Annotated in this window: 30 protein-coding genes and 1 pseudogene; 11 read left to right on the top strand and 20 right to left on the bottom strand. The window is 35.7% G+C overall.

Going from position 1 to position 24138, the window contains the following annotated elements:
- The coding region (locus PF272_RS07250) for a TolC family protein (RefSeq protein ID WP_271142233.1) at window positions 1–629 on the bottom strand (629 nt) is incomplete at its 3' end.
- Window positions 630–840: 211 nt separating this feature from the next.
- Window positions 841–1422: a Maf family protein gene (locus PF272_RS07255; RefSeq protein ID WP_065238695.1), complete on the bottom strand. Its 582-nt coding sequence runs from the start codon at window positions 1420–1422 to the stop codon at window positions 841–843.
- A gap of 108 nt (window positions 1423–1530) precedes the next feature.
- Here PF272_RS07255 and PF272_RS07260 point away from each other — a divergent pair, with 108 nt between their 5' ends.
- Window positions 1531–2970, top strand: coding sequence for a DNA recombination protein RmuC (locus tag PF272_RS07260; protein WP_271142234.1), 1440 nt, complete (start codon window positions 1531–1533; stop codon window positions 2968–2970).
- Here the strand turns inward: PF272_RS07260 and PF272_RS07265 are convergent.
- The 14 genes and pseudogenes from PF272_RS07265 to PF272_RS07330 all read right to left on the bottom strand — a co-directional run bounded on the left by PF272_RS07265 (window position 2947) and on the right by PF272_RS07330 (window position 14306).
- Window positions 2947–3747, bottom strand: a complete 801-nt coding sequence (locus PF272_RS07265) for an urease accessory protein UreD (protein ID WP_271142235.1) — start codon at window positions 3745–3747, stop codon at window positions 2947–2949. The genes PF272_RS07260 and PF272_RS07265 overlap by 24 nt on opposite strands.
- Window positions 3748–3751: 4 nt before the next feature.
- Window positions 3752–4387: an urease accessory protein UreG gene (gene ureG / locus PF272_RS07270; protein ID WP_065238698.1), complete on the bottom strand. Its 636-nt coding sequence runs from the start codon at window positions 4385–4387 to the stop codon at window positions 3752–3754.
- Between the two features lie 36 nt (window positions 4388–4423).
- On the bottom strand, window positions 4424–5119 hold the full coding sequence (locus tag PF272_RS07275) for an urease accessory protein UreF (RefSeq protein WP_271142236.1): 696 nt from the start codon (window positions 5117–5119) through the stop codon (window positions 4424–4426).
- On the bottom strand, window positions 5104–5640 hold the full coding sequence (gene ureE / locus PF272_RS07280; RefSeq protein WP_065238700.1) for an urease accessory protein UreE: 537 nt from the start codon (window positions 5638–5640) through the stop codon (window positions 5104–5106). The genes PF272_RS07275 and ureE overlap by 16 nt, the downstream gene beginning before the upstream one ends.
- Window positions 5641–5652: 12 nt before the next feature.
- Complete coding sequence (ureC, locus tag PF272_RS07285) at window positions 5653–7374, bottom strand: urease subunit alpha (RefSeq protein ID WP_271142237.1); 1722 nt, start codon at window positions 7372–7374, stop codon at window positions 5653–5655.
- 3 nt (window positions 7375–7377) lie between these two features.
- Entirely contained in the window at window positions 7378–7689 is a 312-nt protein-coding gene (gene ureB / locus PF272_RS07290; protein ID WP_271142249.1) for an urease subunit beta, read from the bottom strand.
- A gap of 12 nt (window positions 7690–7701) precedes the next feature.
- Window positions 7702–8004, bottom strand: a complete 303-nt coding sequence (gene ureA, locus PF272_RS07295) for an urease subunit gamma (RefSeq protein WP_065238703.1) — start codon at window positions 8002–8004, stop codon at window positions 7702–7704.
- Between the two features lie 16 nt (window positions 8005–8020).
- Window positions 8021–8728, bottom strand: coding sequence for an urea ABC transporter ATP-binding subunit UrtE (gene urtE, locus PF272_RS07300; RefSeq protein ID WP_271142238.1), 708 nt, complete (start codon window positions 8726–8728; stop codon window positions 8021–8023).
- A 12-nt stretch (window positions 8729–8740) separates the two neighbouring features.
- Window positions 8741–8998, bottom strand: a complete 258-nt coding sequence (locus tag PF272_RS12995) for an ABC transporter ATP-binding protein C-terminal domain-containing protein (RefSeq protein WP_413789437.1) — start codon at window positions 8996–8998, stop codon at window positions 8741–8743.
- A pseudogene (locus tag PF272_RS07310) lies at window positions 8972–9568 on the bottom strand (ATP-binding cassette domain-containing protein); the annotation flags it as partial. The gene PF272_RS12995 and the pseudogene PF272_RS07310, both read right to left, overlap by 27 nt.
- Window positions 9565–10662, bottom strand: coding sequence for an urea ABC transporter permease subunit UrtC (gene urtC, locus PF272_RS07315; RefSeq protein ID WP_271142239.1), 1098 nt, complete (start codon window positions 10660–10662; stop codon window positions 9565–9567). The gene urtC and the pseudogene PF272_RS07310, both read right to left, overlap by 4 nt.
- Window positions 10659–12287 (bottom strand): urea ABC transporter permease subunit UrtB, encoded by a 1629-nt coding sequence (urtB, locus tag PF272_RS07320; RefSeq protein WP_271142240.1) that lies wholly within the window; start codon window positions 12285–12287, stop codon window positions 10659–10661. The genes urtC and urtB overlap by 4 nt, the downstream gene beginning before the upstream one ends.
- A gap of 74 nt (window positions 12288–12361) precedes the next feature.
- Window positions 12362–13645, bottom strand: a complete 1284-nt coding sequence (gene urtA / locus PF272_RS07325) for an urea ABC transporter substrate-binding protein (protein ID WP_065238707.1) — start codon at window positions 13643–13645, stop codon at window positions 12362–12364.
- A gap of 256 nt (window positions 13646–13901) precedes the next feature.
- Window positions 13902–14306, bottom strand: coding sequence for a MerR family transcriptional regulator (locus PF272_RS07330; RefSeq protein WP_065238708.1), 405 nt, complete (start codon window positions 14304–14306; stop codon window positions 13902–13904).
- Between the two features lie 171 nt (window positions 14307–14477).
- Between PF272_RS07330 and PF272_RS07335 the strand changes: the two genes are divergently transcribed.
- Genes PF272_RS07335 through PF272_RS07355 form a run of 5 tightly spaced genes read left to right on the top strand, consistent with a single transcriptional unit; the run spans window position 14478 to window position 17535 of the window.
- Window positions 14478–15170: a DUF4198 domain-containing protein gene (locus PF272_RS07335; RefSeq protein ID WP_271142251.1), complete on the top strand. Its 693-nt coding sequence runs from the start codon at window positions 14478–14480 to the stop codon at window positions 15168–15170.
- A gap of 8 nt (window positions 15171–15178) precedes the next feature.
- Complete coding sequence (locus PF272_RS07340; RefSeq protein ID WP_271142252.1) at window positions 15179–15673, top strand: carboxypeptidase regulatory-like domain-containing protein; 495 nt, start codon at window positions 15179–15181, stop codon at window positions 15671–15673.
- A 4-nt stretch (window positions 15674–15677) separates the two neighbouring features.
- Complete coding sequence (gene cbiM / locus PF272_RS07345) at window positions 15678–16289, top strand: cobalt transporter CbiM (protein ID WP_271142241.1); 612 nt, start codon at window positions 15678–15680, stop codon at window positions 16287–16289.
- Window positions 16273–16890: an energy-coupling factor transporter transmembrane component T family protein gene (locus tag PF272_RS07350; RefSeq protein WP_271142242.1), complete on the top strand. Its 618-nt coding sequence runs from the start codon at window positions 16273–16275 to the stop codon at window positions 16888–16890. Before cbiM ends, PF272_RS07350 begins: the two co-directional genes overlap by 17 nt.
- 6 nt (window positions 16891–16896) lie before the next feature.
- On the top strand, window positions 16897–17535 hold the full coding sequence (locus PF272_RS07355; protein ID WP_271142243.1) for an energy-coupling factor ABC transporter ATP-binding protein: 639 nt from the start codon (window positions 16897–16899) through the stop codon (window positions 17533–17535).
- A gap of 50 nt (window positions 17536–17585) precedes the next feature.
- On the opposite strand, the gene PF272_RS07360 is transcribed toward PF272_RS07355, so the two are convergent.
- Genes PF272_RS07360 through ispB form a run of 3 tightly spaced genes read right to left on the bottom strand, consistent with a single transcriptional unit; the run spans window position 17586 to window position 19818 of the window.
- Window positions 17586–18080 (bottom strand): DNA repair protein RecN, encoded by a 495-nt coding sequence (locus PF272_RS07360; protein ID WP_271142244.1) that lies wholly within the window; start codon window positions 18078–18080, stop codon window positions 17586–17588.
- Between the two features lie 41 nt (window positions 18081–18121).
- Window positions 18122–18835 carry an epoxyqueuosine reductase QueH gene (locus PF272_RS07365; RefSeq protein ID WP_271142245.1) on the bottom strand — a complete coding sequence of 238 codons (714 nt, stop codon included), beginning with the start codon at window positions 18833–18835 and terminating at the stop codon, window positions 18122–18124.
- A gap of 11 nt (window positions 18836–18846) precedes the next feature.
- On the bottom strand, window positions 18847–19818 hold the full coding sequence (gene ispB / locus PF272_RS07370; RefSeq protein ID WP_271142246.1) for an octaprenyl diphosphate synthase: 972 nt from the start codon (window positions 19816–19818) through the stop codon (window positions 18847–18849).
- Window positions 19819–20086: 268 nt separating this feature from the next.
- On the opposite strand from ispB, the gene rplU reads away from it, so the two are divergent.
- From rplU to PF272_RS07395, 5 genes are all read left to right on the top strand, one after another.
- A complete protein-coding gene (gene rplU / locus PF272_RS07375) occupies window positions 20087–20398 on the top strand; it encodes a 50S ribosomal protein L21 (protein WP_065235340.1) in 312 nt (103 codons plus the stop codon).
- 19 nt (window positions 20399–20417) lie between these two features.
- Window positions 20418–20675 carry a 50S ribosomal protein L27 gene (gene rpmA, locus PF272_RS07380; RefSeq protein WP_065235339.1) on the top strand — a complete coding sequence of 86 codons (258 nt, stop codon included), beginning with the start codon at window positions 20418–20420 and terminating at the stop codon, window positions 20673–20675.
- 79 nt (window positions 20676–20754) lie between these two features.
- A complete protein-coding gene (gene mutM, locus PF272_RS07385) occupies window positions 20755–21573 on the top strand; it encodes a bifunctional DNA-formamidopyrimidine glycosylase/DNA-(apurinic or apyrimidinic site) lyase (protein ID WP_271142247.1) in 819 nt (272 codons plus the stop codon).
- Between the two features lie 161 nt (window positions 21574–21734).
- Window positions 21735–23348, top strand: coding sequence for a phosphoenolpyruvate carboxykinase (ATP) (gene pckA, locus PF272_RS07390; protein WP_271142248.1), 1614 nt, complete (start codon window positions 21735–21737; stop codon window positions 23346–23348).
- Window positions 23349–23452: 104 nt separating this feature from the next.
- The gene (locus PF272_RS07395) at window positions 23453–23593 is read left to right on the top strand and encodes a hypothetical protein (RefSeq protein ID WP_167348600.1); all 141 of its coding nucleotides are present in this window, start codon (window positions 23453–23455) and stop codon (window positions 23591–23593) included.
- A 36-nt stretch (window positions 23594–23629) separates the two neighbouring features.
- Here the strand turns inward: PF272_RS07395 and PF272_RS07400 are convergent.
- The coding region (locus PF272_RS07400; protein WP_461782257.1) for an EamA family transporter at window positions 23630–24138 on the bottom strand (509 nt) is incomplete at its 5' end.

A 24138-nucleotide genomic window follows, 5' to 3' on the forward strand; every position in this document is an offset into this window, starting at 1 on the left:
CTTAATGTATCTTCAAGATCACGTTCCGTAGCATTCATTTGTTGTTCAACAGCAAATAGACGTGCTTGTGCTTGTACGAATTCAGAGCGACGTCCCTCGTCGTTATCTGCGATAGCTCCGATCTCTTGAATAATATTTTGTAAGCGAACTAACCCTCTGGACTGTGCTGAAATTGTATCTTTATATCGCAATGCCATTAAATAAAGTTCAGTCACTTTATAAGCTAAATTCTCTCTGGTTTCGTCATACTTATAACGTAACGATTCTTCGTTAGCACTTGAGTGTGCAATTTTTTTCTCAACAGCCCCAAAAGAGTAAATATTCATTGAAGCAGATACGCCGGGAGTAAATTTATGATCATTATTATCATTGTTATTGGATCTTGAATAATCATCTAAAGACTGGCGACCAAAAACTGAAAATGTTGGATAGTGACCTGAGATTGCCTGTTCTGTTTGGCTATGTGCAATCATTGTATTGGTTTGAGCTTCTAACAATTCAGGATCTTTGGCAAATGTGTATGCAAGAATTCGTTTTAATTGCGTTTGTGAAGAGGAATAGCCATAAGTGATATGTGTGAAATATAAAAAGCACCCCAGTATGAAATAAAGAAAAGATTTATATTTCATATAAGCTCCCAAAATGTAAAGTTGTTTTTAATAGTTACAGTTATTTTCCTAAAACGAAAAGTTTTGAATTATAGGATAAAATTTATTTTATGCATACTTATTTTTTGAACACTATTTACATCAATGGTTACAGAATCAGAAGTATTGAGATCGTTATAGAGAATTATAAAATAACGTACAATTATCATTTAGGATGCAAGAAAAACTTTTTTTATAGAATTTTTTGCTTAAATTGTTGTAATAACTGTGCGGTTTCAAATAATGGTAGCCCCATTACGCCACTATAACTTCCAGTTAAATTCTCAATAAAGATTGCAGCTAATCCTTGAATGGCATATGCCCCTGCTTTATCTAATGGTTCACCGGTAGCGATATAAGCTTTGATCTCAAGATCGGTCAGAGTTTTAAAAGTTACTTGGCTGCTTTGGAGATGATGCAGTAAACGGTGTTGATCAGAGATCGCAACAGCCGTGAGTACTTGATGTGTTTTTCCTGAAAGAGATTGTAACATCGAAAAAGCGTGTTCTTCGGAAGTAGGCTTACCTAGAATTTTTCCATCTAACGCAATACAGGTGTCTGCAGTGAGTAATGGGTATTGTTGTTTATCGGGGAATAATTGGCGGATCCGTTGATTTTTACTGATTGCCATCCGGCAAACATAATCTTGTGCCTTTTCTTGCGCTAAGGGTGTTTCATCAATTTCTGCTTTTAATACTTCAACAGTGAGTCCAATCTGTTGTAACAACTGTAAACGGCGAGGGCTGTTTGAGCCAAGGTAAATCTTTTTATCCATAGATACTATTCTCAATTAGAAATGAGGTTGATATTGTAATCGCTGCGTCACTTTTCGCTAGCTTTTGTTATACTTAACCGCTCGTGATAGTTAGATAAGAGAGTAATAATGGAAACTGGATTTTACCTTGCAATAGCAGGATTAGGGCTAATTTGCATTGGATTATTAATTATCAATGTACAACGTAAGAAAACCGCAGAATTCTTTCAGTTGCAATATACACAAACTGCGGAAGAGTATAATAATTTATTGAAAAAAACAGAGTTGTTAAACGAACAGTATCAGGCAACGATACAAGAAAAAGTTCGATTACAAGCAGAAAAACAAGGGGTAGAAAATTTGCTGCAAGAGAAAAGTGGGCAACTTAATAAAAAAGAAATGGTCGTGGTAGAATATCAGCAGCAAGTCACCCAACTTTCGCAACAATTAGCAACATTAGAAACCAGTTTAGCTGAAAAAGAGAAACACTTTAGGGAACAACAGCAATTACTAGAAAATAATAAAAAACAATTAACATTGGAATTCCAGCAGTTAGCTAATCAAATCTTAGAAGAGAAGAGCCGTAGTTTTTCTCAATCGAATCAAACTGCTCTAGATACTTTATTAAAGCCGTTTAAAGAACAAATTGAGAGTTTTCAAAAGCGAGTTAATGAAGTTCATTCTGAAACATTACGTGGTAATGCGTCATTAGAGGCAGAATTAAAGAAAGTATTAGATATTGGCTTAAATATGTCGAAAGAGGCTAATAATTTAACGAATGCACTCAAAGGACAGAAAAAAGTGCTAGGTAATTGGGGAGAAATGCAATTAGAGAATGCATTACAGTCGGCCGGATTGATCGCGAATGAACATTATTTAGCACAAGCACATTTTAAAGATAAAGAGGGAAATCACCGTTATCCTGATTTCTTGATTAAATTGCCAGATAATAAACATATAGTCATTGATTGTAAGGTGTCTTTAGTCGCTTATGAACAAGCGGTCGCCGCAACCGATGAACAGCAAGTTAATTTGCATCTACAAGAACATATTCAAGCGATTAAACAACATATTAAATCATTGTCAGATAAGGATTATAGCCATTTAGAGGGTATCCAGAGTCCAGACTTTGTATTGATGTTTATTCCAATTGAACCAGCATATATCGAAGCATTGAAACAAGATCCGAACTTATTTAATAGTGCTTATGAGAAAAATATTGTATTTGTTTCTTATACGACCTTGATGCCAATCTTGCGTACGGTGGCGAACTTATGGCGCATTGAAAAAGGAAATCGAGAAGCTCGTGAGATTAGTGATAAAGCGGGTGATATTTATAACCAAGTCTGTATCGTAGCAGAGCGATTGCAAAAATTAGGTAATAACTTATCGAGTGTGATGAAACAATATAACGATACAGTCACTTCATTTTCTGGACAACGAGGTTTATTTGGTAAGGTAGAGCGATTCCAAGCATTATCTACGAAAACTACAAAAACGCTGCCTCCATTAGAAAATCTTACTGCAGATATTGAAGTTGAGCGGTTAAGGGAGATCGCAGGGGAATGATTCACATAAAGTTTCTCCTAATTGTAAAAAGAGTTTTTCTATTGTTTCTGCTTGGTGACCTAAGACTCGGAGGGTAAAGCCACCCTCATTTAATAGTGAAAACCCAATTAATAAATTAGGATCGGAAAAGGTTTGTTGTAATTCGGATAGTTGTTTTTTTAGTGTTAATGTTTCAACAGCCAGGTTTAAATAAATAAATGTACCTTGATGAGAAAAATCTTCCATCTGACTTAATGCGGTAAGATCCATTTTTTTAGGGTGCCATTGGATCCGATCAAGTAGTAATGGGCGTTGCTGGTGTGTAATTTTTAAATAAGAAGAAAACGAACGAAAAGCAAACTTTTCTTGATTTAGCACACGGCCAATAGCAATAACTTCACCATAGATAAGTTGACTGTGATTGGCCATTTCTATTTGTGTGATCTGTTTGAATTCACTGTCTTTATGTAATACCAAAGGATGTGGTAAATAAAACAGACGACTATTTTCACCTAATATAAAGTGACTATGCTGTTCAGCCCATTCACCTAAATTCATTGATTGAACACGAGTAAATGCCTGAGTAGATAGGGCAAGATCGGTGTTTTTGGCTAATTGAATTTGTATTGATAAGCGATCTCCAGCTAATAAACCTGGAGATGAACTCATTTGAATTGCTTTTAATTGATGATGACTTGGTAGGGTCAGTAATTTAAAAGGTGGTGATACAAAACAATTATCTAATTGAGTTGTTTTGGCTTTAGTTAATTTAGTTGAAAGAATGAGCTGACTTTGCATAGGGTTATCTCACCAGACTAATTGGGTCGTCTTTGTTTTGTAGTAAAGCATATTTTTCGATCCAGCCAATAACACCATCTAAATGATGTTTTTTCATTAGATTGGTGAAGATAAATGGTTGACCTTGACGCATTCTGCGTGCATCACGTTCCATAATTGATAGATCGGCGCCAACGTAAGGTGCTAAATCAATTTTATTAATTACTAACAAATCGGAACGTGTAATTCCTGGCCCACCCTTGCGGGGAATTTTTTCTCCTTGAGCAACATCAATGACAAAAATAGTTACATCAGCTAAATCAGGGCTGAATGTAGCAGATAAGTTATCACCACCAGACTCAATAAAAATAATTTCTACATCAGGGAAACGAGCGACCATTTCATCAACAGCTTCAAGATTCATCGAAGCATCTTCCCGAATAGCTGTATGTGGGCAACCTCCTGTTTCTACGCCCATAATTCTTTCTGGCGGTAATAAACTATTTTTGGTAAGAAATTCAGCATCTTCTTGGGTATAGATATCGTTAGTAATGACAGCAACGCTGTATTTATTAGCAATTTCTCGAGTTAAACATTCAATTAGCGCTGTCTTTCCTGAGCCGACTGGGCCTGCGACACCAATTTTGATATATTTTCGCATAGTTCTTTAAATTCCTTATGTTGATTAATTTAATGATTAGGACATATATAAGCGACTATAAAGTTGTTCATGTTGCATTGCTCTAATATCATTAGCAATTGTTGCACTCCCAAGCCATTCCAAATCAGGATTCTGACTTTTAGTTACCGCTTGTATAATGATAGGACGCAATTCAACTAAAATATCTTGTCCATCCATTTGACTAAGTGGAATTAATTTCACTCCGTTTGTGACTGTTCCTACAATCGTATTGTAATAAAACGCATATAACGTATCTGCTTTGTTAATATTTGCAGCTGCTGCAATCATGCCAAAGATAACTGGATAAAATCCTTTGCATTGTTGTTGCTGAATGGATTGATAAAATTGATGTAATAAAGGGTGTGATTGATATCGAATAAAGATTTTAAGTAAACGGGTACCTAATTTGAAACTTCCCTCTCTACTTTCTCGAGCGATTTTGCTTGCAGCTAGCATTTGATCTAATTCAAGCAGCTGGTTGAGATTTTGTTGTTGCATTGCATCGAACGCTAATGAACAGTATGCACCATCATTGTAAACCCAATTTTGTTGTAATTGGGTAATCACATATTCAGCTAAGGTTGTTTTATCATAAACCTTTTGTTGCTGAACAAACGTTTCTAATCCATTGGAATGATTAAAACCACCAATAGGCAAAGTTGGATCAACTAAATGTAGGAGCATACCAAGTTGTTCTAATGTTTGTGCCACAATCCATCTCCATGTTGGTGATAACCTGCTGTATGGTAATGTCCTTGAGCCGAATTTGCGCGTAGCGCTTGACTTAGCCGGCGTTGCTCCTGTTTAGGGGCAAAACCAGCTGCAGATAGCCATTCAAACATTGGTTTATCATAAGGTAATAAGATTTCATCGCCATCTAAAAAAAGAGGCGAGTGTTTATTCCCAATTTCATAACAGGCTCTTGCCATTTCAGGTAATGTTTTGGGAGATAATACAATGACTTCCGAAGGGATAATCTCAATTGCAATAACAAGACTATCATTGATAAACACAACATCATGATGTTGTAATCGCTGACCTTCTTTAAGTAAACGAAATGCAATCTCTCTATTCCCCTTACTGGTTTTGCGTAAAATATTGCGTTCACTTTCAAACCATTGTATTGGCACATAATCAATACTCTGTTGAGTAATTTTTCCTTCTTTTTTTAAATCTTCTAATTTACCGAAGATTTGTTCCATGATAGGTAAAATAGGTGTCAATATTTGCATAATTTTCTCGAATTAGAATAAAAAATAACGTTGAGCTAAAGGAACTCGTTCAGCTGGCTCACAAGTAATATGTTGTCCATTGACACGTACCTCATAGCGTTCGGGATCTACCGTAATAATTGGTGTGGCATCATTTAGCACTAAATCTTTTTTACTAACATTGCGACAGCCTTTAACGACTAAGGTTTGTTTATGTAGCCCTAATCGTTCTTTAAGATGTTCTTGAGCAGCAGCTTGAGAAATGAAAAGTACTGCGCTATTCGTATTGGCTTGGCCAAATGCACCAAACATAGGGCGATAAAATACGGGTTGTGGGGTTGGAATAGAAGCATTTGGATCCCCCATTTTGGCATAATTGATAAAACCTTTTTTAATCACACATTCCGGTTTTACACCAAAGAAAGCGGGTTTCCATAAAACAATATCTGCTAATTTTCCAACTTCTAAAGAGCCGACATAATGCTGAATACCATGGGCGATCGCTGGGTTGATCGTATATTTAGCGATATAACGTTTAATGCGAAAATTATCTGAATCAGGATCTTCTGGCAATGCACCACGTTGAGTTTTCATTTTGTCTGCGGTTTGCCAAGTACGTGTAATGACTTCTCCTACACGTCCCATTGCTTGAGAGTCTGAACTCATAATAGAGAAGACGCCCATGTCATGTAAAATATCTTCTGCAGCGATAGTTTCAGGTCTAATTCTACTATCTGCAAATGCAACATCTTCAGGAACACGCTTGTCCAAATGATGGCAAACCATCAACATATCTAGATGTTCATCAATGGTATTAATAGTAAATGGACGAGTTGGATTAGTTGATGCGGGTAAAACATTAGGATACATTGCTGCTTTGATTATATCTGGTGCGTGTCCACCACCAGCACCTTCTGTGTGAAAAGTATGAATAACTCTGCCATTAATTGCTTTCATGGTATCTTCTAAAAAGCCGTTTTCATTGAGAGTATCAGTATGAATGGCGACTTGAACATCCATTTCATCAGCGACAGTTAAAGCAGCATCAATAACAGCTTGGGTTGCACCCCAGTCTTCATGAATTTTTAATCCTAATGCACCCGCTTTAATTTGTTCTCTTAGTGGTTCAAGAGAGGAACAATTACCTTTACCAAAGAAGCCGATATTGACTGGTAAAGCTTCAGCTGCTTTCAGCATGTGTTCAATATTCCATGCACCCGGCGTACAGGTTGTGGCATGAGTGCCATCTGCTGGGCCTGTGCCACCGCCAATCATGGTGGTGATACCATTCTCAATAGCATGTTGCGCTTGTTGTGGACAGATAAAATGAATGTGGGTATCAATGCCTCCTGCAGTAGCAATAAGATGGGCTCCGTTATGGACTTCGGTACTCGCGCCAATGATCATATTTGGGGTAACATTATCCATGGTATCTGGATTACCTGCTTGACCGATACCAACAATATAACCATCTCTAATACCAATGTCTGCTTTAATAATACCTAATTTGGCATCAATAATAATGACGTTAGTAATAACCAGATCTAATACATTAGGATTATCGCGGGTAACAGTACTTGATTGAGCCATACCATCACGTACACTTTTCCCACCACCAAACTTACATTCATCTCCTTTGGTGAGAAAATCTTTTTCGATAGTCGCCCATAAATTGGTATCGCCTAAACGTATTTTATCGCCAAGCGTCGGACCATATGTTGCAACATATTGTTGTCGTGTCATTGTCAATGCCATAATTTAATCCTCCAACTTGCCATTAACCAGATTATGGAAACCATAAATCATTCGATTACCCCCAAAAGAAACTAATTCTACCTGTTTGGCCTCACCTGGCTCAAAACGAACTGCATTACCCGAAGGAACATTTAAGCGCATACCATAAGCTAAAGCACGCTCGAATTGTAAGGCGTTATTCGTTTCATAAAAATGATAGTGTGAACCAACTTGAATAGGTCTATCACCTGTATTTACGACATCGATGGTAACTGTTTTACGATTTTGATTGATAATAATATCCCCTTGTGCGAGTTGATATTCTCCAGGAATCATCATTGCTCCTTATTAACGAATTGGATTATGTACAGTAACGAGTTTAGTTCCGTCAGGAAATGTTGCTTCAATTTGTACCTCATGGATCATTTCTGCAACACCTTCCATGACGTCATCAGAACTGAGCAATGTTGCACCATATTGCATTACTTCAGCGACGGTCATCCCATCTCTTGCGGCTTCCTGTAAGTGGCTGGCAATATAGGCGATGGCCTCTGGATAATTTAGTTTTAATCCTCGCGCTTTGCGTTTTGCTGCTAACTCTCCCGCAAGAAATAGCATAAGTTTTTCTTGTTCCCTTGATGTTAAGTGCATAATAGTGTTCTCCTGTTTAAACACTTAAGTATGTGTTAATTAATTCAGTTGTTAATTGCTGGCCTGTGCCTTTTGCTACACAGGTTCCTCGTTCAATTAAAACGAAATGATCGGCTAGACTATTAATTAAGTGTAATTTTTGTTCTACGATTAATACAGTTAATCCCCATTCGCGATTTAATTGACGAATTACTTTAGTGATATCATCGACAATATTCGGCTGAATACCTTCTGTGGGTTCATCTAGAATTAATAAGCTAGGACTCATCACTAATGCGCGCCCAATCGCTAATTGTTGTTGCTGTCCACCAGAAAGATCTCCACCGCGACGATGTTTCATATTATATAAAACGGGGAATAACTGATAGATAAAATCGGGAATAGTAGAATTACGGTTTTTTTCGCGATAATTGTGTACAGGTAAACCTACACGGAGATTTTCCTCTACAGTAAGTAGAGGAAAAATTTGTCGTCCTTGTGGCACATAAGCAATACCTTGATAAGCACGTTTTTCGGCTTTGGTTGTCAGTAGATTTTGTTGATTATAACTTAAGGTATCAGCTGTAATCGCGACTTGTCCCATAATTGATTTAAGCAAGGTTGTTTTGCCAACACCATTGCGACCTATAATACAGGTACATTGTTTTTCTGGCACAGTAAAACTAATGTCATGCAATATATGGCTTTGTCCATAGAATTGATTTAATTTTTCGACAACTAACATACAACCTCCTTTTTAGCTTTGACCTAAATAAACATCAATTACTTGACGATTATTTTGGATCTCAGCCAAGCTACCTTCAGCTAATACGCTTCCTTGATGTAATACGGTGACTTTACGAGCAATTTGGCGAACAAATTCCATATCATGTTCTACAACCACAATAGCTTGTTCTCCAGCTAGACTGGTGAGTAATTCAGCTGTTCGTTCTATTTCACCATGGGTCATACCTGTTACTGGTTCATCTACTAAGAGTAGTTGAGGCTTTTGCATTAATAACATACCAATTTCTAGCCACTGTTTTTGCCCATGAGATAACACCCCAGCAAGATAGTTTCTTGTATGTGTTAAGCCAATAATTTCTAATACACTATCTAGGAAATCATTTTGTTCAGCTGAAAGTTTTCGTGTCTTACCAAAATAAGTAGCAAAAATGCTTTTGTTGCCATAAATAGCAAGAGAAAGATTGTCATAAACAGTAAGAGATTCAAAAACAGTTGGTTTTTGAAATTTTCTGCCAATGCCAGCACACGCAATCTCTGCTTCCGTCATTTCTAATAAATTGGTGTATTATCCTAAATAGACTGACCCTTCGTCTGGACGTGTTTTTCCTGTAATGATATCCATCATAGTGGTTTTACCCGCTCCATTAGGCCCAATAATGCAGCGTAATTCCCCTTTATCAATAGTCAAATTGAGATTATTAATTGCTTTAAAACCATCAAAACTGACAGAAACAGAGTCTAAATATAAGATAATATTTTTAGGTATATCTTTATTGGCAAATTGTTTCTTAGGCGTATGAGGACGAAATAGTGTTTTTAGATTTTGATCAAGTTTCATACCGCCTCCAATTGTTTTGTTTTATTTTTACGTTGTTGGATTAAGCCAGCTAAGCCCTGCTTTAAGAAAATGGTTACTATGATAAAGAGTGCACCAAGCATAAAGAGCCAGATTTCGGGGAATGCTACGGTGAGAAGGCTTTTAGTGTAATTAACAACAAAAGCACCAATAATAGCGCCATACAATGTTGAGCGACCACCTAGAGCAACCCAAATAATAATTTCAATTGAATTAATAGGATCAAATTCACTAGGATTAATAATTCCAATTTGCGGAACATATAAAGCACCAGCGAGCCCTGTAATCATCGCTGAAAGTACAAAAATAATAAGTTTGATATTTTCAACTTTAAAACCAACAAATCGAGTGCGCATTTCAGCATCACGTACTGCAATAACTAATTTACCGAGTCGAGATTGGATAATACTACGTAAAAATGCATAAGTTGCTAATACTGCTATGCCTGTTAAAGCAAATAGAGCAACTCGAACATGATCTGATTGTAGTGAAAAACCAAGAATTTCTTTGAAGTTAGTTAATCCATTATTACCACCAAATCCCATTTCGTTGCGATAAAAAGCTAATGAAAGTGCAAAGGTAACAGCTTGGGTAATGATAGACAGATAAACACCAGATACCCGAGAATGGAAACAGAACCAGCCAAAAATAAAAGCTAAAATGCCCGGAATCAATAGAGGCATAAACATAAGCCAGAATATTGAATCGCTTCCTTGCCAAAACCAAGGTAAGTCGTGCCAATTCAGGAATAACATAAATTCAGGCAATTGTGGGTTAGCTTCCCTTGTTAAGTACATCCCAATAGCATATCCCCCTAAAGCAAAGAAAGCGCCTTGTCCTAGACTAAGAATACCTAAATATCCCCAGCAAAGATCGATTGATAAGGCAAGCAAGGCATAGGCGAGATATTTACCAAGTAAAGTTACTGTATAGGTAGAAATATGAAATAGATTGTTAGTTGGTAATATTAGATTACCTAATGGAACAAAAACTAATAATGCGATAATGAACCCGATGGTACATTTACCTAAAAAAGGTTCATTACGTAAGAATGTTAAGAAGATAGATTTTTTCATTCTACAGCTCTCCCTTTTTGTGGGAATAATCCACGAGGATATTTTTGGATAAATAAGATAATGAGCACCAGAACTAATGTTTTCGCTAATACAGCGCCGAAAGCAGGCTCTAAGAATTTATTAATAATGCCTAGCCCTAATCCAGAGAAGAATGTTCCCCATAAGTTGCCCACTCCACCAATTACAACAACCATAAATGAATCAACAATATATTGTTGACCTAGGTTTGGGCCTACATTGGTGAGTTGTGATAAAGCCACTCCGGCTAATCCTGCGATACCAGCACCTAAGCCAAAAGTTAACATATCTACTTTTCTGTCATTAATTCCCATGGCTTTTGCCATTGCTCTATTTTGCGAGATTGCACTCACCTCTAAACCTAAGCGAGTTCGTTTCATAATAAGTAGTAATGCAATAAAGCAGATTAAGCAGAAGGCAAAGATATAAACTCGATTTAGGGTGATAGATAGATTAGGCATAATCACCCATTCTCCTTGCATAAATTCAGGTGTTTGCACTAAGCGATTTAATGGAGAAAAAATAGTACGGACAGCTTGTTGTAAGATCAGGCTTACTCCAAATGTTGCCAATAATGTTTCTAGTGGTCTGCCATATAAGTGGCGAACTACAAGGGTTTCAATCAGTATGCCAACACAGGCACTGACTAAGAAGGCTGCGGGTGGCGCAACAAACAGAGATGCGGTGATATGATTTGGCATTAATAATTGGACAACATATGTTGTATAAGCACCAATCATCATGAGTTCTCCGTGTGCCATATTAATTACGCCCATTACGCCAAAAGTAATAGCTAGCCCTATAGCGGTGAGAATTAATACTGAACCTAAACTTAAACCATAACTGATAGTTTGTACTCCATCGGCAATTAAAAGTTTGTTTTTAATATTGTTAATTGCTTTTTGTGCCTGCTGTTTTAAATTGTCAGTAGGTGCATTGGTTAGGTAGTTTTCTAACAATGATAGATTTTCAGGAAGTGCATTTTCACCTAATACAGTAAGTGCAGCACTATGACGACTAATATCGGATTGCTTTAAATCGATCCTTGCTAAAAAAAGATGCATTAATGTTTGAATCTGTGGATCTTTTTCTTGAGGTAACGCAATTTTAACATTGTCTAATTGAGCTATATCATTTGAGGAGAGAATCTGTTGCATTGCCTGCAATCTTTGATTTTTATTACCGTTAATGAGTTGATATTGAGCCTTATAGTTACGTAATAAGGTACGAATATTGTTGTTAATAATGATCCGTTTTGCATCAGTAGGTAACGCTTTTAATGTTTTATCTTGCAATACTTGTTGATATTGCTCATGTCCCTGTGTGGTTTTTTTGAGAAAATAATCTTGAGTGTTTGCAGATAAACGACCATCTAATAATGCACTTAAAAAGGTATAGATAGTAGGTTTTTTAAGTTCGGCAATTTTTTCAATAGCCTGTTGTTTTTGACTAAAATTTTTACCTGATAAAATGGGTAATTGCTGTTGTAGTATTGCCTGTTCATCACTGGTTATTTCAGCATGAGCTGCATTAGAAAATAGTAGAGATGAACTGCAAAATAATAAAATCAAGCAACGAATGAAAGAATAAAACAGAGTAGTGTTCATTAGTGCTAGTCCCTTATGTGATTGAAAGATCGCCTATTCTTGAATAAATAGGCGATATGATTGGTATAGATTTTTTATTTCATTTTGGTACAGGTTTTTTTGACTTTGTCATAAGCACCGCAGTTAATTGGTGCAGTCCAATCTGCAATTAAATTTTTAGATTCAGGTAAATAAGGTGACCAGGCTTCGCCATTGACTGATTCAGTCTGTTCCACGATAGCAAATTGGCCATCATCTTGAATTTCACCAATTAAGACTGGTTTAGAGATGTTATGGCTAGGTAACATTTTGGCTGTACCACCACTTAAATTAGGAACTTCAATACCAATTAACGCTTTTTCGACAGCATCAGGATCTGTAGTTCCTGCTTTTTCAACAGCCTTAACCCACATATTAAAACCGATATAGGTGGCTTCCATTGGGTCGTTAGTTACCGCTTTATTATCTTTTTTATAAGCTTTCCATTCTTCAATAAATTTCTTGTTCTCTGGAGTATCTACACTTTCAAAATAATTCCATGCAGCTAAATGACCAACTAAAGGTTTGGTATCTACACCTAATAATTCTTGTTCGCCAACAGAGAAAGCAATTACAGGTAGCTGTTCTGGACTGACATTTTGGTTTGCAAGTTCTTTATAGAATGGTACGTTAGCGTCACCATTGATGGTTGAAATAACAGCCGTTTTCTTTCCTTCCCCAGCAAATTTTTTGACATCAGCAACTATAGATTGCCAATCAGAGAAACCGAAAGGCGTATAGTTGACCATGATATCTTTTTTATCGATTCCTTTACTTACTAAATAAGCTTCCAGTAATTTATTGGTAGTGCGTGGGTAAACATAGTCAGTTCCAAGTAAAGCAAAACGTTTTACACCTTGATCAAGCAAGTAATTTACAGCGGGAATGGCTTGTTGGTTTGGCGTTGCTCCAGTGTAGAAAATATTTTTAGAGGATTCTTGGCCTTCCCATTGTACTGGATAGAATAAGATACCGTTTAATTCCTCATAAACAGGCAATACAGATTTTCTGGAAACTGAAGTCCAACAGCCAAAGGTCACAGCAACTTTATCTTTTGCTACAAGTTCACGTGCTTTTTCTGCAAATAAAGGCCAGTTTGAGGCAGGATCTACAACAACAGGTTCCAATTTTTTACCTAATAATCCTCCCTTTTTATTTTGTTCATCAATAAGCATTAACACCGTATCTTTTAAAGCAGATTCTGAAATTGCCATACTTCCAGATAGAGAATGTAGTACACCAACTTTTATCGTGTCGTCATTGGCCAAGGTGTGCTGTGACAGAGAGAAGGAGAGTAAAGTGCTGCTTATTAGCGTTTTTAGCCAAGTTGATTTTTTCATTTTATTCCTCCAAGTAGGATGGTTGTGTTTGCAAATTATTGTTATAGATAGGCTGATTATCTAATCAAATAATCAGTGAAATTTAGTTTATGATCACATCTAACAAAGATCAACTTTTTTTATATTTTTTTTAACATTTAGATCTTAATTTTGATTTTTATTTATTTTTATTTTGTTTTTGTTGAAATTTATTCTTTGGTGGTGAGTAGAGTTAAGAATTAGGAGAATGTTTCTGCATTAAGCTAATAATGAAATGCTAATAGCGAGAGAAGTTTATAAGATGCTGATTTAAAAGGTTTTGAATAACATTAGATTGATCATTATTTAATTCTTGTTTTAGTTTTAGCAACTCTATACGTAAGTGTTCCAATTGATGAATTCGTTCCCCAATGGCTTTGATGTGATTATCTAAAAGTGTTGTGACTTCTTGAGATGGATTTTTTGTTGTGTTGTGGAGGTTTAACAGTGTTTTGATTTCACTGATTTGTAAACCTAAGCTGCGGCAATAACAGATAAAAGATAAAGTAGTCAGATGTTGAGTATTATAGTAGCGAAAATTATTAGAAGTGCGTTTTACTTCAGGCAATAATCCTTGTTTCTCATAGAATCTAATTGTTTCTACTGTACAACCAGTTGCTTTAGCCAATTCACCTATTTTCATATTCACTATAATTCACAAAAAATCTAAATTGTTTAGATGTTATCTAATTTTTTAACGTTTATGCAATTTTTTTTCAAAAAAATATGAATTTATTTTGAATTCATAAGATTATTTCCTTGACTCTGAAGTTACTTCATATTTTATGCTTGAATAATTATTGAATTAGAGGGAATAGAGATGAAAAAACAGATTATCCTTTTGCTAGTAAGCTTATTTGTTTCAATTGCGGATGCACATAATGTCTGGATTGAGCCATTGAATGTATCAAAACATCAATATGTAGTTAAGTTTGGCCACACAGAAACAGAAGGTTATCCATTAGAAAAACTTGAAGAAGTGAGTTATGTAGGTGAGGCAGGGGCGATTCTTCCTATTCATGTAGAATTTTCAAAACAGAGAGAAGCGTTTTTTACTCTGCCTAAGGGAGATATCGTGTTTTTAAAATTTAATAATGGAGTATGGTCAAAATTACCAAATGGTCGATATGTTGAGAAAACTAAAATTGAAGAACCAACAGCAGTATCCAGTATTAATGCTGTTAAATATGGGAAAGCCATTTTAAATTGGAATCAACAAGCATTTAAATCACATCAACAACCTTATGAATTAATTCCAATGGATAAACCGGAAATAGGAAAGCCTTTATCAATTTTGGTATTGCATCAAGGAAAGCCAGTGGAGAATGTAAAGGTTGGTAGTGGGGAAGATGCTCCATTTAATCTCACCAATAAACAAGGTATAGTAACTTTTTTAGTACAGAAAGGTGAAAATCGGATTTGGGCTGAATTTAATGAGGATGATGTGCCTAATGCAAATTATGATAAACGTAGCATTGAATATTTATTAACTTTTGATGTGGAATAGTTGTAATGATGTTACATAAGATTATTGTTATTAGTATAGGTTTTTTTCTAGTAAGTCCTGCGTTATTTGCACATAGCCTACATATATTTGCTCAATATGATGGAAATATCGTGAGTGGTAAGGCTTATTATTCTGATATGACACCAGCAAAAGAAACCTATTTAGCTATTTTTCAAAATGATGATAGCCAACAACCTACATTGGAAGGGAAAACAGATAATGAAGGAATGTTTCATTATCCTTTAGCTAATGGAAAAAAAGTTAAAGTCGTTGTAGAGGGGGAAGAAGGACATCGAGCTATGACAATAGCAGATCCTATTTTGACTAAATGTCGTGATCAAAATGATCTTGAGGTAATTCGAGCGGATATTGCAACGTTAAAAGATAAAATTTATCTGCACGATATTTTAGGTGGGATTGGCTATATTTTTGGAATTATTGGTTGTTTTTCATTATGGCGCTCTTATCGCATAAAAACACCGATAACGAAGAATAAGGAATAAACTAATGCATTTGTCAGAAGGTGTGTTGCATCCTCCTGTGTTAGCGGTTGGTTATATTATTGCCGTTATTGGAATTACGGTTGGATTACGCAAAATTGAAAATCAAAAATTACCGTTAGTGGCATTGTTTGCCGCCACATTTTTTGTCGCAAGTACCATTCATATTCCTGTCGGTATAGGAAGCGTACATTTGATTCTTAATGGCATTGCAGGTTTATTTTTAGGATGGGCTGTATTCCCAGCATTTTTAATTGGGTTAGTTTTACAATTATTATTTTTCTCTTTTGGGGGATTTACTGTGCTGGGTGTCAATTTATGTATTATGGCATTACCGGCTGTTGCAATACGTTATCTATTAAGGCGCTTCTTTACACGAGAAACAACGCCTCAGCAAGTAAAAATAATTGGCGCTTTAGCTGGAATATTAGGCGTGGTTGGTGCGGCTGCAATTGCTTCTTTAACATTAGCATTGGATGGTGGAAAAGACTATATACATTTGATTGGGTTACTTATTGTTTCCCACATTCCAGTGTTTATTGTAGATAGTTTAATCAGTGTTGGTATTGTCACGTTAGTCGTAAAAATGAGACCTTCAATCTATGATGAAATTAGTTAATCTATTCTCCCTTCAGTATCGCCTGATCTATTTAGTTATTTGGGGCTTTTTTATAAGTACTATTCATCAAATAGAGATTTTATTGATTTTAAACTGTTTAGCTTTATTTTGGTTAGGCATACAGATAGGGATATATCGTCAACGTTATCGCTGTTATTTACTAAAATGGTTACGTTTTCATATATTTACACTGTTTTTATTTGTTACGTTGAGTTTGCAGATTGATCATACAGGTATAAGTTTTTATCGATCAGGGATGTTCTTGGCGTTAATCTTAAGTTTGAGGATTAATCTATTAGCATTTTCGCTGTGGATTGTGATGATGAATGTTGCAGAACAGCATTTATTACAAGCGATAACCCAGCTGCCTTTTCCTAAAAAATTACAGCAATTATTTATTTTGACTGTACGCTATGTTGCTGTTTTGGGAGAAGTGAATCGTAATATTGGGATAGCCATGAAAGCGAGAGGATTTCATGCAAGATGTGATAAACGCTCTTTTTATGTGTTATCACAGAGAGTTGCTTTATTATTAATACATGCATTAAATAAAGTAGAAATTACGCAAAATGCGTTAAAGGCACGTGGATTAAAATTTTAAATATCAATGAGTATTTTATCTGTCAAACACATTTGTATTTCTGTACAAAATAGAACCATTATTCAGAATTTGTCTTTTCAATTAGAAGATAGACAAAGACTCTTTCTACTAGGGGAAATTGGTACAGGAAAAACAACATTATTGCATAGTTTATTAGGTTTTGTACCGATAGAACGTGGTGAAATTAAATGGTTTGGGCAAGTTTGTGTAACAGAAAAAGATTTTCAACCATTACGTGGTAAAGTGGGGTTATGTTTTCAAAATGCAGATGATCAATTATTTGGACCATCAGTGTTAGATGATGTTGCTTTTGGTCCACTTAATCAAGGTTTATCTAAGTATCAAGCTTATTCAATTGCAGAACAACAATTAGCTACCTTAGATATTATTAGATTAAAGGATCGCTCTATAACAGCACTGTCAGGAGGAGAGAAAACATTTGTTGCTTTGGCTGGTGTTTTAGCTATGCAACCAAAAGCTTTATTGCTAGATGAACCAACAACAGGATTAGATAGTCGTAATAAAGATAAGCTTAGTATGCTATTAGCGGAATTAGAGTTGCCAATGATCATTGCGTCACACGATCAGGTGTTTATTGATAATATATCCGATTCAGTAATTTATATGCAGCCACAATTATTGTGAGCAGTAAAATGAGCACTCTTTTATTAAACAGAGTGCTCATAGTAAAAATGTTATTTAGTTTCAGCTGCTTTTTGCGTTGCATCGTCAACTTGTTTTTGTAACTCAGCAAGCGACTTTTCTGCATTATCTAAAGTTTGTGTGGTTTTGCTTTGTAGCTCTGTATAAGCTTTTACTTCTTCTGGAGAAGGTTGGTGGCTGGTGAGATCAGACGATTTTTTCATAAGATCTACAAAGAGAGTTAATCCTTCATTATATTTTGCTTGTACTGCCTTCGCTTCATCAGTATTCATTTTTAAGTCATTGACAGCTTTGATAACAGTTTGAAAGCTACTAATAATATTATTATAGGCTTTTACTTTATCTTCATTGGATTGTGCTGACTCAAGTTGTTGAATTAAGTTTGTGCCGTTTTCTTGTTTTAAAGCAGTATCTAATGTTTGACGCAGATTATTAACATCTGCTTTTAGATCATCTGCTTTATCACCACAGGCGGCTAAAAAAAGCGTAAATAAACCAATAAGAAAAAAATTCTTTAACTGTTGCATAAGTAATATCCTTTAAAAATTAATTAAATTGAATGAGATGATTAATCGGCAGAATAGTAAAGTTTACCGATTTCGATTTTGGCACGACCTTGAGATTCTCGCCATTTATTGGTGTCACGTAATGAATAAACGCAGCCACAATATTCTTGTTGATAAAATCTTTCTCGCTTACTAATTTCGATCATACGTTGCGAGCCACCACCTTTACGCCAGTTGTAGTCCCAGTATATGACATCATCATATTTTTCTGCTGCACGGTGACCGCAGCCATTAATTTGATTCATATCTTTCCAACGTGAGATTCCTAAGCTACTGGTAAAAACAGGAAATCCATGTTCATGTGCATATTGAGCGGCTTTTTCAAAACGCATATCAAAACACATAGTACAGCGGATTCCTCTTTCCGGTTCATCTTCCATACCTTTGGCTCTTTCAAACCATTCAGCACGATCATAATCAGCATCGATAAATGGAATGTTATATTTTTCAGCAAAACGAATATTTTCCTCTTTACGGATTAAATACTCTTTTTGCGGGTGAATATTTGGATTATAAAAGTAAATTGTGAAATCAATTTCAGAGGCTAATAAAGCTTCCATAACTTCACCAGAACAAGGCGCACAACAAGAGTGCAACAGCAATTTGTTATGACCATTAGGTAAAGTTAATTTTGGGCGCACAAACGGTGCATTTGGATCTTTAGCTTCTTTCTTTTTTCTTCCACGAGATGAAATAGGTTGTTGTATATCTGACATAATTCTTAATTTTAATAACTTCGTTCAACAGAGATTTTTGCAAGGGAAACGAGTGCTTCTTTATATGGGCTTTCAGCAATAATATTCAGTGCATCAATTGCTTTTTGTGCTTCAAGTTTCGCCTTTTCTACGGTATAAGTTAATGAATTACAACGTTCCATAATAGCTTGGATTGTTGAAAGGTGTTCACGTCCATGCCCATGTTCAATAATAGAACGAATTAATTGACTTTCTTCTGGTGCTGCATGATACATAGCATGTAATAAAGGTAAAGTTGGTTTCCCTTCTTCAAGATCATCACCAAGATTTTTCCCTAATTGTTCAACATCAGCACGGTAATCAAGGACATCATCAATAAGTTGAAAAGCCGTACCTAAATAGCGACCATAAAGTTTCATTGCTTGAATTTGTTCAGTAGGGGCATCAGCTAAAATGGCAGAACATTCAGCAGCAACTTCAAAGAGACGGGCTGTTTTACTATAAATAACCTGCATATAGCTTTGTTCAGTAGTATTAGGATCATTACAATTCATTAATTGTAAGACTTCACCTTCTGCAATGACATTTACTGCATCAGACATTACTTGTAACACTGGGAGCGAACCTAACTGTGACATTAGTTGGAAGGCACGAGTATAGATAAAATCACCAACAAGAACACTTGCTGCATTACCAAAGATAGCATTAGCCGTATCTCGGCCACGACGCAAAGTCGATCCATCAACTACATCATCATGTAATAAAGTTGCAGTGTGAATAAATTCGATAAAGGTTGCACAGGTAATATGTTTATCACCTTGATAATTCAATGCATTTGCAACTAAAACTGCAATTAATGGGCGGATCCGTTTCCCACCGCCATTAACAATATAAAAACTTAATTGATTAATAAGGGCAATATCAGATTGTAATTGTTGTGAAATCATATTGTTTACTGATTTCATATCGTTTGCTGATAGTGCCTGAATTTCTTGTAAATTCATACATCCCTTCATTGATTATGGCATAAGCATGAGCCAGTAATGCTTTTATATAAAGACGGTTGTCGATTTTACCCTAAAAATTTATATTTCTAAAATTAAACAATGAAATTTAGCAAGATTTTTTATTTTGTTGAAAATCCGTGCTTGCTATTTTGTTTTTTTTTCCGTAAAATCCGCGACCTATTATGTGAATTTTAAAGTGCTGAGTTTAGATAACCTAATATTGGGTTTGATTAGATAGCACTACAATTTAGCGGAGTTTTCTTCTATGTACGCGGTTTTCCAAAGTGGCGGCAAACAACACAGAGTAAGCGAAGGTCAAGTTGTTCGTTTAGAAAAACTTGAAGTGGCAACAGGTGAATCAGTTGAATTTGATTCTGTGTTAATGGTCGTTAATGGTGAAGATGTTAAAATTGGTGCGCCAGTTGTTTCTGGTGCTAAAGTGGTGGCTGAAGTTGTAGCTCACGGACGTGGCGAAAAAGTTAAAATCGTTAAGTTCCGTCGTCGTAAACACAGCCGTAAACAACAAGGTCATCGTCAGTGGTTCACAGAAGTGAAGATCACTGCAATTAACGCTTAATTCAAAGGAGATCAGATAAATGGCAACTAAAAAAGCTGGGGGTTCAACCCGTAACGGTCGCGACTCTGAAAGTAAACGTCTTGGTGTTAAGCGTTTCGGTGGTGAATCTGTATTAGCAGGTAACATCATCGTTCGTCAACGTGGTACTAAATTCCATGCTGGTAACAACGTTGGTATGGGACGTGATCATACTTTATTCGCAACTGCTGATGGTAAAGTGAAATTTGAAGTTAAAGGCGATAAAGGCCGTAAATACGTAAGTATTGTAACTGAGTAATTTCAGATCAAATCAAATTATGAAAAACTGCACTTAAATAAGTGCAGTTTTTTTATATCTCAAATTTAGGAGGTGGATAATGCCAGAATTACCCGAAGTTGAAACCACACGGCAAGGGATCCTACCTTATCTTCAAGATCAAGTTATTGATCATCTTATTATAAGAACGCCTCGCTTACGTTGGGCAATTAGTCGTGAATTATTTACCCTCTCTTCAGAGAAAATTATTGGTATAAAACGTCGAGCTAAATATCTGATTATTGAATTGGAAATTGGCTATATCATTGTGCATTTAGGAATGTCAGGATCATTGAGAATTGTGTCAGATCAAGATCCTGTGGATAAACATGATCACGTGGATATGATCTTAACTAATGGAAAGATCTTAAGATATAACGATCCTAGAAAGTTTGGTGCTTGGCTATGGACGGCAACACTTGAACGATTTTCTCTTTTTAGCAAATTAGGACCAGAACCATTAAGCGATGCATTTACTGGAGATTATCTCTTTGCTAAAAGTCGCAAACGTCAAACTGTAGTGAAAGCATGGTTGATGAATAATGAAATCGTTGTTGGAGTAGGGAATATCTATGCAAATGAGGTACTTTTTTCTTGTAAGATCCACCCTAAAACAGTAGTCAGTACCTTGACACAACAACAGTGTGAACAACTTGCTATGCAGATTAAACAGATATTACAGCAAGCTATCAAGCAAGGTGGTACAACGTTACAAGATTTTATTCAACCAGATGGGCGTCCTGGATATTTTAAGCAATCATTGCAAGTATATGGACGTAAAGATGAACCTTGTGTTTGTTGTGGGCATTTGATTGAAACTATTGTGATAGGGCAGCGAACGAGTTTTTATTGTCCAATTTGCCAAGTGTTGAATAAATAAACGAAAGATTAAATCTTAAACAAAAATTGAAAAAATAAAAAAAATGTACTACCTCTAACGAGTGAATCGCGGAAATTTGATCTAGATAACGTTTTTTTTTCCTAAAAAGGATTAGAATGCAAAACATGATTTTTTTATATTCAATTTGAAGGAAAATTATTATGTCAAATTTAAAAGCTTATTTAGACTCAGTTGGTATTCATGATGTAGCTGAAATTGTTCATAACCCAAGTTATGAACAACTTTTTGCAGAAGAAACTAAAGCAGATCTACAAGGTTATGAAAAAGGTCAAGTTACAGAACTTGGTGCTGTAAATGTAATGACTGGTGTATATACAGGTCGTTCACCAAAAGATAAATTCTTTGTGAAAGATGAAACAACAAAAGATACTATTTGGTGGACTTCTGATGAATACAAAAACGATAACAAACCAGTTACTCCAGAAGCATGGAAAGAAATTAAAAAATTAGCAACTGAAGAGTTAAGTGGTAAACGTTTATTTGTGGTTGATGCATTCTGTGGTGCAAATGAAAGCAGCCGTTTGAAATTACGTTTTGTAATGGAAGTTGCATGGCAAGCTCACTTTGTAACTAATATGTTTATTCGTCCAACCGCAGAAGAGTTAGCGAATTTTGGTGAACCAGATTTCGTCATTATGAATGCATCTAAAGCGAAAGTGGAAAACTACAAAGAATTAGGCTTGAACTCTGAAACCGCTGTTGTATTTAACTTAACTGAAAAAGTACAAGTTATCTTAAATACTTGGTATGGTGGTGAAATGAAGAAAGGTATGTTCTCTTATATGAACTACTTACTTCCATTAAGAGGTATGGCTTCAATGCACTGTTCTGCTAACACCAGCAAAGATGGTAAAGAAACCGCTATCTTCTTCGGTCTTTCAGGTACAGGTAAAACTACATTATCAACAGATCCTAACCGTTTATTAATTGGTGATGATGAACATGGTTGGGATGATGATGGTATCTTTAACTTTGAAGGTGGTTGCTATGCGAAAGTTATCAACCTTTCTAAAGAAAATGAACCAGATATCTACAATGCAATTCGTCGTGATGCATTATTAGAAAACGTCACTGTTGATGCAAATGGTAAAATTGATTTTGCAGATAAGAGCGTAACAGAAAATACTCGTGTTTCTTATCCAATTTATCACATTGATAACATTGTTAAACCTGTATCAAAAGCAGGTCATGCAAATAAAGTTATCTTCTTATCAGCGGATGCATTTGGTGTGTTACCACCAGTGTCAATTTTAACGCCAGAACAAACTAAATATTATTTCTTATCTGGTTTCACAGCGAAATTAGCAGGTACAGAACGTGGTGTTACCGAACCTACTCCAACATTCTCTGCATGTTTCGGTGCAGCATTCTTAAGCTTACACCCAACTAAATATGCTGAAGAATTAGTGAAGAAAATGGAAGCTAACGGTGCGAAAGCATACTTAGTTAATACTGGTTGGAATGGTTCAGGTAAACGTATTTCTATCAAAGATACTCGTGGTATCATCAATGCGATTTTAGATGGTTCTATTGATAAAGCACCTACTAAGAAAATCCCAGTATTTGACTTCGAAGTTCCAACTGAATTACCAGGTGTAAACCCTGCAATTTTAGATCCACGTGATACTTATGCAGAAAAAGGCGAATGGGAAAAACGTGCAGATGATCTTGCAGAACGTTTCACTAAGAACTTTGTGAAATATACAGGCAACGAAGCAGGTAAAGCATTAGTTGCAGCAGGTCCTAAAAAATAAGTTAAATTAGGATGAAATAATCACAACAACACCTTACCTTCATGGTAAGGTGTTTTTTTATCTGATCTTATTCAGGTAATTTCGTGTAGAGATGGGAGCGATGTATGCGTAGAAATGCAAGAAGAACATTAAAGAATTTTAAGACATTAAGAATCCGCCGTTTAATGCTATTAAAACGGATTCAAAAGCGTAAACAGTATATCCAAGCACGCCATAGAATCCGTTTTTTGAAAGAACAAGAATAGGTACTGTTAGGTATTTAGTTTTTGCAAAGCTATTTATTAGATAGATTTTAATTTAATTCTAGTAGGCGTAATAAAGCCATTGATGGCTAAAACGCATAACGCACTCCAAATAAATCCATAAGTAATATAAGCAGTAGAAGGCATTGCAGTATTAAGTACAGTAATGGATAAAATAAAGAGTAGTGTTGGTTCAATATAGCTGAGTAAACCAAATAATTTCATTGGTAATAATGTGCTGGAACGCACATTAAATGACATAGATAACGCACTGACTATGCCGAGTAAAGGGAGTAGTAACCAATATTGAGGTTGATGGCTAATCGTATACCATACGTCTTGTTGTGGTAAGAGAAAATATAAAGCGAAAGGTGCTATCAAAGTGAGATCAAACGTTAATCCTAATAAAGCAGGAACTTTTAGCATACGCCGAGATAGATAATAGGGTGGATAGAGAAGTACTACCCATAATGTAGTCCAAGAGAAAGCGTGGGTACGATATAATTCGTTTAAAATACCACAGATGGCTAAGATTAATGCTAATAATT

The organism is Gallibacterium faecale, assembly GCF_027920745.1.
GTDB lineage: Bacteria > Pseudomonadota > Gammaproteobacteria > Enterobacterales > Pasteurellaceae > Gallibacterium > Gallibacterium faecale.

Bases quoted from the DNA above. Each gene is read 5' to 3' on its own strand.
- PF272_RS07255 (WP_065238695.1), bottom strand. From the start codon at position 1,422: ATGGATAAAAAGATTTACCTTGGCTCAAACAGCCCTCGCCGTTTACAG.
- PF272_RS07260 (WP_271142234.1), top strand. From the start codon at position 1,531: ATGGAAACTGGATTTTACCTTGCAATAGCAGGATTAGGGCTAATTTGC.
- PF272_RS07265 (WP_271142235.1), bottom strand. From the start codon at position 3,747: ATGCAAAGTCAGCTCATTCTTTCAACTAAATTAACTAAAGCCAAAACA.
- ureG (WP_065238698.1), bottom strand. From the start codon at position 4,387: ATGCGAAAATATATCAAAATTGGTGTCGCAGGCCCAGTCGGCTCAGGA.
- ureE (WP_065238700.1), bottom strand. From the start codon at position 5,640: ATGCAAATATTGACACCTATTTTACCTATCATGGAACAAATCTTCGGT.
- ureC (WP_271142237.1), bottom strand. From the start codon at position 7,374: ATGGCATTGACAATGACACGACAACAATATGTTGCAACATATGGTCCG.
- ureB (WP_271142249.1), bottom strand. From the start codon at position 7,689: ATGATTCCTGGAGAATATCAACTCGCACAAGGGGATATTATTATCAAT.
- ureA (WP_065238703.1), bottom strand. From the start codon at position 8,004: ATGCACTTAACATCAAGGGAACAAGAAAAACTTATGCTATTTCTTGCG.
- urtE (WP_271142238.1), bottom strand. From the start codon at position 8,728: ATGTTAGTTGTCGAAAAATTAAATCAATTCTATGGACAAAGCCATATA.
- PF272_RS12995 (WP_413789437.1), bottom strand. From the start codon at position 8,998: ATGCAAAAGCCTCAACTACTCTTAGTAGATGAACCAGTAACAGGTATG.
- urtC (WP_271142239.1), bottom strand. From the start codon at position 10,662: ATGAAAAAATCTATCTTCTTAACATTCTTACGTAATGAACCTTTTTTA.
- urtB (WP_271142240.1), bottom strand. From the start codon at position 12,287: ATGAACACTACTCTGTTTTATTCTTTCATTCGTTGCTTGATTTTATTA.
- urtA (WP_065238707.1), bottom strand. From the start codon at position 13,645: ATGAAAAAATCAACTTGGCTAAAAACGCTAATAAGCAGCACTTTACTC.
- PF272_RS07330 (WP_065238708.1), bottom strand. From the start codon at position 14,306: ATGAAAATAGGTGAATTGGCTAAAGCAACTGGTTGTACAGTAGAAACA.
- PF272_RS07340 (WP_271142252.1), top strand. From the start codon at position 15,179: ATGTTACATAAGATTATTGTTATTAGTATAGGTTTTTTTCTAGTAAGT.
- cbiM (WP_271142241.1), top strand. From the start codon at position 15,678: ATGCATTTGTCAGAAGGTGTGTTGCATCCTCCTGTGTTAGCGGTTGGT.
- PF272_RS07350 (WP_271142242.1), top strand. From the start codon at position 16,273: ATGATGAAATTAGTTAATCTATTCTCCCTTCAGTATCGCCTGATCTAT.
- PF272_RS07355 (WP_271142243.1), top strand. From the start codon at position 16,897: ATGAGTATTTTATCTGTCAAACACATTTGTATTTCTGTACAAAATAGA.
- PF272_RS07360 (WP_271142244.1), bottom strand. From the start codon at position 18,080: ATGCAACAGTTAAAGAATTTTTTTCTTATTGGTTTATTTACGCTTTTT.
- PF272_RS07365 (WP_271142245.1), bottom strand. From the start codon at position 18,835: ATGTCAGATATACAACAACCTATTTCATCTCGTGGAAGAAAAAAGAAA.
- ispB (WP_271142246.1), bottom strand. From the start codon at position 19,818: ATGAATTTACAAGAAATTCAGGCACTATCAGCAAACGATATGAAATCA.
- rplU (WP_065235340.1), top strand. From the start codon at position 20,087: ATGTACGCGGTTTTCCAAAGTGGCGGCAAACAACACAGAGTAAGCGAA.
- rpmA (WP_065235339.1), top strand. From the start codon at position 20,418: ATGGCAACTAAAAAAGCTGGGGGTTCAACCCGTAACGGTCGCGACTCT.
- mutM (WP_271142247.1), top strand. From the start codon at position 20,755: ATGCCAGAATTACCCGAAGTTGAAACCACACGGCAAGGGATCCTACCT.
- pckA (WP_271142248.1), top strand. From the start codon at position 21,735: ATGTCAAATTTAAAAGCTTATTTAGACTCAGTTGGTATTCATGATGTA.
- PF272_RS07395 (WP_167348600.1), top strand. From the start codon at position 23,453: ATGCGTAGAAATGCAAGAAGAACATTAAAGAATTTTAAGACATTAAGA.